We start from the raw sequence: 9709 nt of genomic DNA on the forward strand, positions 1-9709 counted from the left end.
GCAGCCGCAATACGCGATGGAAGGCAGCGTCTTCGTCGGCGGCGCCGTGGTGCAGTGGCTGCGCGACGGCCTGCAGGCCATCCAGGGCAGCGGCCAGGTGCAGGCGCTGGCCGAGAGCGTGCCCGACGCCGGCGGCGTGATGGTGGTGCCCGCCTTCACCGGCCTGGGCGCACCCTACTGGAAGGCCGACGCGCGCGGCACCATCACCGGCCTCACGCGCGGCACCACCGTGGCCCACATCGCCCGCGCGGCGCTGGAGAGCATCGCGTACCAGAGCGCCGCCCTGCTCTTCGCCATGAGCCGCGACGCCGAAGCCGCCGGCGGCGCGCCGGTGGCCGAGCTGCGGGTGGACGGCGGCGCCAGCGTGAACGACCTGCTGATGCAGTTCCAGGCCGACCTGCTGGGCATCCCGGTGGTGCGGCCGGAAGTCGTCGAGACGACGGCGCTGGGCGCCGCCTACCTGGCCGGCCTCGCCTGCGGCGTGTACGCGGGCACGGAGGAACTGAGCCGCCAGTGGCGTGCGCAGCGCCGCTTCATGCCGACCATGAGCCGCGCCCAGGCCGACGAGGCGATGGCGCGCTGGGAGCATGCCGTGCGCCAGGCGACGGCCGCCTGACCCGCCCTGCCGCCTACCGGCTCAGCGCCCGCCAGACAAGTTCCACGCCGGCGGCCCACAGGTCGACGGTGCCCTCGCGCCGCTGCTTCTCCTCCTCGCGCAGCGCGCGCTGCCTGTCGCGCTCGATGGCGACCAGCGCATCGGCCAGGTCGACCTGGCCCGCCGCCGGTGCAACCGGCCCGCGGGCCGCGTACGCGGCGCCGTCGGCGTGGCGCCTGAGGGCCTGCTCCACCGCCTGCGGATCGAGCAGCGAGAAAGGCGCGCGGCAATGCGGGCAGGCGTGGTCGCGGCGGATGTCCACCGGCGCGCCGCAGCCGCTGCAGTAGATGGCCTGCACCCGCTTGGCCAGGTCCTCGATCTCAGGCTTCGTCATCATGCGCACGAAGCCCTTCTCGATCATGAAGGACGAGAAGGTGGCGAAGCGCCCGTGCCGCTGCGGGCAGCGGTAGGTGACGTAGCGGCCGCTCTTCACCACGTCGAAGCCGTGCAGCAGCGTGCGCCGGCAGTGCGGGCAGGCCAGCGAGGCGCCGAGCGGGCCGTGCGCGTCGTCGCGGTGGTCGTGCAGCCGCTCGAACAGCTCCAGCACGGCGGCCGGCGCCAGCCGCTGGCTCTCCTGCGGGTCGAACCACAGGCCCTGGCAGGCGAAGCAGATGTCCAGCTCGGTCGGCACGCCGGTGTGCGTGGCGAGCTGGTGCACTTCCATCGGCTGGCGGCAGGAGGGGCAGGCGGGCGGCGAGGACGACATGGCCCGTGGAGCATACTGGACGGGACCATGAACACGCCCACCCTGCCCGGCCCCGACGGCCGCCTGCGCTGCCACTGGTGCGCCGCCACCCCCGAGTACACGACCTACCACGACCGGGAATGGGGCTTCCCGGTCGACGACGACCGGCGCCTGTTCGAGAAGCTGAGCCTGGAGGGATTCCAGTCGGGACTGAGCTGGCGGACGATCCTCGCCAAGCGCGAGAACTTCCGCGCCGCCTTCCACCGGTTCGACATCGACCGCGTGGCCCGCTTCGGCGAGCGCGACGTCGAGCGGCTGCTGCAGGACGCCGGCATCGTGCGCCACCGCGGCAAGATCGAGGCGGTGATCCACAACGCCCGCTGCGCGCAGGCGCTCATCGCCGGCGAGGGCTCGCTGGCCGCCTACGTGTGGCGCCACGAGGCGCCGCCGGCCGATGCATCGGCGCCGGTCTCGACCTCGGCCGCCTCGATCGCGATGTCCAAGGACCTGAAGAAGCGCGGCTGGAAGTTCGTCGGTCCCACCACCGTCTACGCCTTCATGCAGGCGATGGGCCTGGTCAACGACCACGCGCGCGACTGCGTGACGCGCGCCGAGGTGGAGCGCGCCCGCGCCGCCTTCAACCGGCCGGGCCGTTAGCCCGACGGCTAGTGCGCCGGCACCAGGAAGTCCTGGCTGATGCGCCCGCCCAGCTCGTTCACCCGGTCGAGGAACTGCGTGAGGTAGGCGTGCAGCCCGGTGGCGAGGATCTCGTCCACCCGGCCGTACTGCAGCTCGGCCAGCAACTTGCCGGCGCGGCGCAGCGTCTCGGCGCTCTGGTCGTTGGCCACCTTGCCGAGGTTGTTGACCACCTCGTTCAGGCTGTGGTGCAGCGAGCGCGGCATGTCCACGCGCAGGATGAGCAGTTCCGCCACGCGCTCGGGCTTGATCACGTCGCGGTAGACCTTGCGGTAGACCTCGAAGCCGGAGACGCTGCGCAGGATCGCGCTCCAGTGATAGAAGTCGTACTCCTGGTGCTCTTCGGTGGTGGCGCCGAAGAACTCGCTGCCCATGGCGTGGAACTTCACGTCCACCAGCCGCGCGGTGTTGTCGGCGCGCTCCAGGAAGGTGCCCAGGCGCGAGAAGTGGAAGGCCTCGTCCTGCAGCATGGTGCCCAGCGTCACCCCGCGCGAGAGGTGCGAGCGGTGCTTGACCCACTCGAAGAAGGCGCCGGGGTCGCGCTCGAACTGGCCCGGCCGCAGCATGCGGTTGACCTCCAGCCAGGTGGTGTTCTGCGTCTCCCACGACTCGGTGGTCAGCGCGCCGCGCACCGCACGCGCGTTCTCGCGCGCGGCCTTCAGGCAGGAGATGATCGACGAGGGGTTGCTCTCGTCCCTGACCATGAACTCCATGACGCCCTCGGGCGTGATGGCATCGTGCTTGGCGAAGTAGGCCGGCCGCAGCTCGCTGATGGACAGCACGCCCTGCCAGCCGAGCTGCGCGACCTCGGCCGACTGCGGCAGCATCGAGGTCTGGTAGTTGACGTCGAGCATGCGGGCGGTGTTCTCCGCCCGCTCGGTGTAGCGCGACATCCAGTAGAGGTGGTCGGCGGTGCGCGAAAGCATGTTCTGGTCCTCCCCCGGTTCAGGCCGACTGGCTCTGCGTCTGGCCCTGGCCGCCGCCCTGGCGCTGCGACTGCGACTGGGACTGCGAGCCGAAGCGCCCCTCCGGCTCCAGGATCCAGGTGTCCTTGGTGCCGCCGCCCTGCGAGGAGTTGACCACCAGCGAGCCCTCCTTGAGCGCCACGCGCGTCAGGCCGCCGGGCACCATCTGCACCTCCTTGGCGCTCAGCACGAAGGGCCGCAGGTCGATGTGGCGCGGCGCGATGCCCGATTCGACGAAGGTGGGCGAGGTCGAGAGGCTGAGCGTGGGCTGGGCGATGTAGCCGTCGGGCTTGGCGCGCACCACCTCGCGGAACTCGTCGATCTCGGCCTGCGTGGCGGCCGGGCCGATCAGCATGCCGTAGCCGCCGGCGCCGTGCACTTCCTTGACCACCAGGTCCTTCATGTTCGCCAGCACGTAGTCCAGGTCGTCCTTCTGCCGGCACATCCAGGTGGGCACGTTCTTCAGGATGGGCTGCTCGCCCAGGTAGAACTCCACCATCTTCGGCACGTAGGGATAGATCGACTTGTCGTCCGCCACGCCGGTGCCCACCGCGTTGCAGATCACCACGTTGCCGGCCTTGTAGGCGCGCATCAGGCCGGCGCAGCCCAGCGTGGAATGGGGGCGGAACACCTCCGGATCGAGGAAGTCGTCGTCCACCCGGCGGTAGATCACGTCCACCCGGCGCGGGCCGCGCGTGGTGCGCATGTAGACGAAGTCGTCCTTGACGAACAGGTCCTGCCCCTCGACCAGCTCCACGCCCATCTGCTGCGCGAGGAAGGCGTGCTCGAAGTAGGCGCTGTTGTACATGCCGGGCGTGAGCACCACCACGGTGGGCTCGGCCGCGGTCGGCCAGGCGCTGGCGCGCAGCGTCTCCAGCAGCAGGTCGGGGTAGTGCGCCACCGGCGCCACGCGGTTCTGCGCGAACAGCTCCGGGAAGAGCCGCATCATCATCTTGCGGTTCTCCAGCATGTAGCTCACGCCGCTGGGCACGCGCAGGTTGTCCTCCAGCACGTAGTACTCGCCCTTGCCCGACGAATCCGGCGCGCGGACGATGTCGATGCCGGAGATGTTGGAGTAGATGTCGTTGGGCACCTGCACGCCGATCATCTCGGGCCGGAACTGCGCGTTGCCCTGGATCTGCTCGGCCGGCACGATGCCGGCCTTGACGATCTCCTGGTCGTGGTAGATGTCGTGGATGAAGCGGTTGAGCGCGGTGACGCGCTGCACCAGGCCCTTCTCCATCGCGGCCCACTCGTCGGCCGGGATGATGCGCGGCAGCAGGTCGAAGGGGATGAGGCGCTCGGTGCCGGCACCGTCCTCGTCCTTGGCGCCGTAAACGGCGAAGGTGATGCCGACGCGGCGGAAGATCATCTCCGCCTCCTCCCGGCGCGACCGCATCACTTCCGTGGGCTGCTTCGCAAGCCATTGGTCGTACCGTTGATAGTGCTGCCGGATGCCGGCGCCCTCGTAGGGCAGCCGGTCGTACATTTCATCGAACTTGTGCATGGAACGACCGATCTCCTTGGCCATAGCTTAGCAAGTTCAGGACCAGCTTCACGCGGCGTGCGAGCAGCTTTTGTCGTGCATGTCACGGCAGCGGGGGCGGCGTGTGGTGCCAGTAGCGTCGCCGCACGCCGCGCTCGCATTGCACGGCGTCGGGCTGCGCGCTGTGCCAGCCCAGGGCGCCACAGCGCGGCGAATCGACCACCTGCGCACCCTGCCCGCGCAGCCGCGCCACCACCTCGGGCGCCGGATGGCCGAAGCGGTTGCGCCAGCCGGCCTGCACGACGGCCAGCCGGGGCCGCACCGCCGCCAGGAAGGCCGCGCTCGACGAGGTCTTGCTGCCGTGGTGGGGCACCAGCAGCACGTCGGCGCGCAGCGCGGCGGCATCGCCGGCCACCAGCGCCAGTTCCTGCGGCCGCTCGATGTCGCCGGCCAGCAGTGCGCTGGCGCGGCCGTTGTCCACCCGCAGCACGCACGACACGGTGTTGGGCCGCACGCCCTCGACGGCCTGCCCGGGTTGCGGATGCAGCACGGCGAAGCGCACGCCGTCCCATTCCCATTGCAGCCCGGCCGCACAGGGCTGCTGCGGGCGCAGCGCCTGCAGCGGATGGTCCGGCTCCAGCGTGCCCAGCAGCGTGGCACCGGGCTGCATCGCCAGCACGGCGGCGGCGCCGCCGGTGTGGTCGGTGTCGCGGTGGCTCAGCAGCAGCGTGTCGACGCGCGCGTCCAGCGCGCGCAGCAGCGGCACCAGCACGCGGTGGCCGGCATCGCTGTCCTGGCTGTAGCGGGGGCCCGCGTCGTACAGCAGCGTGTGCCGCGCGGTGCGCACCAGCACGGCGTTGCCCTGGCCGACGTCGACGGCCAGCAGTTCGAACTCGCCTGGCGGCGGCCGCGGCGCCTGCCACAGCAGCACCGGCAGCAGCAGCGGCACGCCCATCAGGCGCAGCGAGGGCGGCAGGCGCATCGCCAGCAGCAGGCCGCCCAGCACGCCCGCGGCCCCGGCCCACAGCGGAGGGGCAGCGGCCGAGAACGTGGCGCCCGGCCACGCCGCCATCGCCTGCAGCAGCCATCCGAGCAGGCCGACCGCGCCGGCCGCGGCATCCCACAGCGCCGGCACCGGCACGCCCAGCATCGCCAGCGGCGTGACCACCAGCGTCACCCAGGGAATGGCGACCAGGTTCGCCGCCAGCCCCACCAGCGACACCTGCTGGAACAGCAGCAGCCCCAGCGGCGCCAGCGCCAGCGTCACCACGGCCTGCTCGCGCAGCAGGCGCACGAGCCGTGCGCCTGCATGCCGTGCCGCCCCCGCCTGCGCGGGCATGGCGCCGGCATCGGTGGCGAACAGCACCCCCACCGCGACGAAACTGAGCCAGAAGCCGGCCTGCATCAGCGCCCACGGGTCCAGCGCGACGACGCCCGCGCACACCAGCAGCCAGGCCAGCGGCCAGGGCCAGCGGCGCGCGCCCAGGCGCAGCAGCGCCGCCAGCGCCAGCATCCAGACGGTGCGCTGCGCCGGCACGCCCCAGCCGCTGAACAGGGCATAGGCCGCCGCCAGCGCCAGGCCGCCGGCCAGCGCCGCCTGCTGTGCCGGCAGCCGCAGCATCAGCTGCGTGCTGCGCCGCCACAGCGCGCCGACCACGGCGCCGGCCAGCCAGGCGAACATCGTCACGTGCAGGCCCGAGATGGACATCAGGTGCGCCACGCCGGTGGCGCGGAAGACGTCCCAGTCGGCGCGGTCGATGGCGGCCTGGTCGCCGGTGACGAGGGCCGCGACCACGCCGGCGCGCTGGCGGTCGGCCACGCGTTCGAGGATCGCGTCGCGCACCGCCTCGCGGGCGCGCTCGACAGGTCGGCGGAAGGCAGCGCCCGAGCCATCCAGGCGCTCGGGAGCCGAGTCGCGCGGTCCGGCGCGCACCGTGCCGGTGGCCTGCACGCCCTGCTCCCACAGCCACAGCTCGTAGTCGAAGCCGTGCGGGTTGAGCGTGCCGTGGGGTGCCCGCAACCGCACGGTGAAGCGCCAGCGCTCGCCCGCGTGCACGGCCGGCAGCGGCGCGGCGGCGTCCGCATCCTGCGGTCCCGCCCACGTGCCGGAGGCATACCAGCCCAGGGCCAGGCTCGGCGGCAGGCGGGGCGCCGGCGCATCCGGCCCGTCCGCGGTCCAGCGTGCCGATGCCACGTCGAGGCGGAACTGCTGCCCCGCAGCATTGCGCCGGGGCATCTGCGCGACCACGCCGACCACCTCCACGTCGCGCCCCTCCATCCACGCCGGCAGGGCGTCGGCCAGATGCATGCCGGCGCGCAGGCCGGCGGCGGCCAGGCCCAGCGCGATGCCGCACAGCATCGCCGGCAGGAACGCGATGCGCAGCCCCGGCCGCAGGCGGCGCAGCAGCCACAGCCCGGCGAGCGCACCCAGGGCACCCGCCGCATAGACCGCGGCCGGCCAGAGCGACGCCTGCTGCAGTTGCAGCGCCGCCCCCGCCACCGTGCCCGCCAGGCACGCCATCCGCGCATGCCACGCGGCCGCATGCCGCCCCGCGATGCCTCCCGTCATCCTGCCTGCTCCCTGTGCTTTGCCGCCCCGGACCGGCAGGTTCCGTGGCGCATTAATTGCTTTTGCGTCAGCTAGTATGACGCCGCGCCTGCACCGGGCGGCTCTGCGTCATGCACACGATCCAGCACGAGACCTCATCAGCCATGTCGATCCACGCCGCCCTCCACCACGTCACCCAGTACACCTACGACCGCCCCGTGCAACTGGGCCCGCAGGTCGTGCGGCTGCGGCCGGCGCCGCACTGCCGCAGCAAGATCGTCTCGTACTCGCTGCGCGTCGAGCCCGCCGAGCACTTCATCAACTGGCAACAGGACCCCTTCGCCAACTACCAGGCGCGGCTGGTGTTCCCGAAGAAGACCACCGCGTTCACGGTCACGGTGGACCTGGTGGTCGAGATGGCGGTCTACAACCCCTTCGACTTCTTCCTCGAACCGCATGCCGAAACCGTGCCCTTCCAATACGCGAAGGCGCAGGCGGAGGAGCTGGCGCCCTACCTCGCCGCCGAGCCGCTGACGCCCCTGGTGGCCGCCTACCTGGAGAAGATCGACCGCAGCGAGCAGCGCACGGTGGACTTCCTGGTCAAGCTCAACCAGCAGGTGCAGCAGGACGTCAGGTACCTGATCCGCATGGAGCCCGGCGTGCAGACGCCGGAGGAGACGCTCGCCAACGCCAGCGGCTCCTGCCGCGACTCCGGCTGGCTGCTGGTGCAACTGCTGCGCCACATGGGCCTGGCGGCGCGCTTCGTCTCAGGCTACCTGATCCAGCTCACGCCCGACGTCAAGTCGCTCGACGGCCCGAGCGGCACCGACCACGACTTCACCGACCTGCACGCCTGGTGCGAGGTCTACCTGCCCGGCGCCGGCTGGATCGGCCTGGATGCCACCTCGGGCCTGCTGGCCGGCGAGGGCCACATCCCGCTGGCCTGCACACCCGCACCCTCCAGCGCCGCGCCCATCGAGGGCCTGGTGGACGAGGCCGAGGTCGACTTCGGCCACGAGATGAAGGTCACGCGCGTGTACGAGTCGCCGCGGGTGACGCGGCCCTACACCGACGACCAGTGGGCCGCCGTGCTGGCGCTGGGCGACGCGGTCGACGCGCGCCTGGCGGCCGGCGACGTGCGCCTGACCATGGGCGGCGAGCCCACCTTCGTCGCCAGCAGCGACCGCGATGCGCCTGAGTGGAACACCGACGCCCTCGGCCCCACCAAGCGCGGCTACGCCACCGAGCTGGTGCACCGGCTGCGCGAGGAATACGGCCAGGGCGGCTTCCTGCACTTCGGCCAGGGCAAGTGGTACCCGGGCGAGCAGCTGCCGCGCTGGGCGCTGTCGATCTTCTGGCGCGCCGACGGCCAGCCGGCCTGGCACGATCCGGCCCTGTTCGCCGACGAGCGCCAACCGGCGAACTACACCAGCGCCGACGCCGAGCGCTTCACGCACCGGCTGGCGCAGAAGCTGGGCCTCGCGCCCTCCTTCATCCAGCCCGCCTACGAGGACGTCTACTACTACCTCTGGCGCGAACGCCGCCTGCCGGTGAACGTCGACCCCTTCGATTCGAAGCTGGACGACGAACTGGAGCGCGCCCGCCTGCGCCGCGTGTTCACGCAGAAGCTCGATGCGGTGATCGGCTACGTGCTGCCGCTGGAGCCAACCTCCAACGCGAGCGGCAGCCCGCAGCTCGCCGGCCCGCGCTGGAAGACCGGCCCCTGGTTCCTGCGCGACGACCGGCTCTACCTCGTGCCCGGCGACTCGCCCATGGGCTACCGGCTGCCGCTCGATTCGCAGCCGTGGGTGAGCAAGGGCGAATTCCCCTACCTGATTGAGCGCGATCCGAATGCGCCGCCGACGGCACTGCCCCCGGCAGACGACCTGCGCGGGCGCTACGCCGGCGAGGGCGTGCCGGCCACCGACCTGGGCGACGTGCCCTACGCCTTCGGCCCGCCGCCGCAGCCGGGCGCCGCGCTGCGCATGCAGCACCCGGGCGCCGCCCCGCTGCCGCCGGCCGGCGACGACACGCGAGCGCCCGGCCGCTTCCAGTCGGCGCACGGGATCACCCGCACCGCCCTGTGCGTGGAGGCGCGCGACCCGCGCCGCGCCAACGGCCCCGCGGCGGAGAAGCAGGGCAGCGCCTCCGGCGTCCTCTACGTCTTCATGCCGCCGCTGGCCTTCCTGGAGGACTACCTCGACCTGCTCGCCGCCGTCGAGGCCACCACCGGGGAACTGGGCGTGCAGATCGTGCTGGAAGGCTACCCGCCGCCGCGCGACGCGCGCCTGAAGCTGCTGCAGGTCACGCCCGACCCCGGCGTGATCGAAGTCAACATCCACCCGGCCCACGACTGGGGAGAGCTGGTGCAGCACACCGAGTTCCTCTACGACGCCGCCTTCCAGACGCGCCTGGCGGCCGAGAAGTTCATGACCGACGGCCGCCACACCGGCACCGGCGGCGGCAACCACTTCGTGCTGGGCGGCGCCACGCCGGCCGACAGCCCCTTCCTGCGCAAGCCCGAGCTGCTGGCCAGCCTGCTGCTGTACTGGCACAACCACCCGTCGCTGTCGTATTTGTTCTCGGGCCTCTTCATCGGCCCCACCAGCCAGGCGCCGCGCGTGGACGAGGCGCGCAACGACCAGGTCTACGAGCTGGAGATCGCGCTCAAGGA

General features: G+C 72.1%; 7 protein-coding genes. 3 read left to right on the top strand and 4 right to left on the bottom strand.

What is annotated here, in order from left to right; genetic code table 11:
• Window positions 1–616 (top strand): FGGY family carbohydrate kinase (locus tag ACIY1X_RS01170; RefSeq protein ID WP_399677398.1); only part of this gene is annotated, 616 nt, incomplete at its 5' end.
• Window positions 617–629: 13 nt separating this feature from the next.
• On the opposite strand, the gene ACIY1X_RS01175 is transcribed toward ACIY1X_RS01170, so the two are convergent.
• Window positions 630–1361: a zf-TFIIB domain-containing protein gene (locus tag ACIY1X_RS01175; RefSeq protein WP_399677400.1), complete on the bottom strand. Its 732-nt coding sequence runs from the start codon at window positions 1359–1361 to the stop codon at window positions 630–632.
• Window positions 1362–1388: 27 nt separating this feature from the next.
• Between ACIY1X_RS01175 and ACIY1X_RS01180 the strand changes: the two genes are divergently transcribed.
• Window positions 1389–1997 (top strand): DNA-3-methyladenine glycosylase I, encoded by a 609-nt coding sequence (locus ACIY1X_RS01180; protein ID WP_399677401.1) that lies wholly within the window; start codon window positions 1389–1391, stop codon window positions 1995–1997.
• Between the two features lie 8 nt (window positions 1998–2005).
• Here the strand turns inward: ACIY1X_RS01180 and ACIY1X_RS01185 are convergent, their stop codons facing one another.
• From ACIY1X_RS01185 to ACIY1X_RS01195, 3 genes are all read right to left on the bottom strand, one after another.
• Window positions 2006–2962: an alpha-E domain-containing protein gene (locus ACIY1X_RS01185; protein ID WP_399677403.1), complete on the bottom strand. Its 957-nt coding sequence runs from the start codon at window positions 2960–2962 to the stop codon at window positions 2006–2008.
• A 19-nt stretch (window positions 2963–2981) separates the two neighbouring features.
• Complete coding sequence (locus tag ACIY1X_RS01190) at window positions 2982–4508, bottom strand: circularly permuted type 2 ATP-grasp protein (protein ID WP_399677405.1); 1527 nt, start codon at window positions 4506–4508, stop codon at window positions 2982–2984.
• Between the two features lie 82 nt (window positions 4509–4590).
• The gene (locus ACIY1X_RS01195; protein WP_399677407.1) at window positions 4591–7056 is read right to left on the bottom strand and encodes a DNA internalization-related competence protein ComEC/Rec2; all 2466 of its coding nucleotides are present in this window, start codon (window positions 7054–7056) and stop codon (window positions 4591–4593) included.
• Window positions 7057–7199: 143 nt separating this feature from the next.
• Here ACIY1X_RS01195 and ACIY1X_RS01200 point away from each other — a divergent pair.
• On the top strand, window positions 7200–9709 hold a 2510-nt coding region (locus ACIY1X_RS01200), incomplete at its 3' end, for a transglutaminase family protein (RefSeq protein WP_399677506.1).

Source organism: Xenophilus sp. (genome assembly GCF_044462705.1).
Classification (GTDB): domain Bacteria; phylum Pseudomonadota; class Gammaproteobacteria; order Burkholderiales; family Burkholderiaceae_C; genus Xenophilus; species Xenophilus azovorans.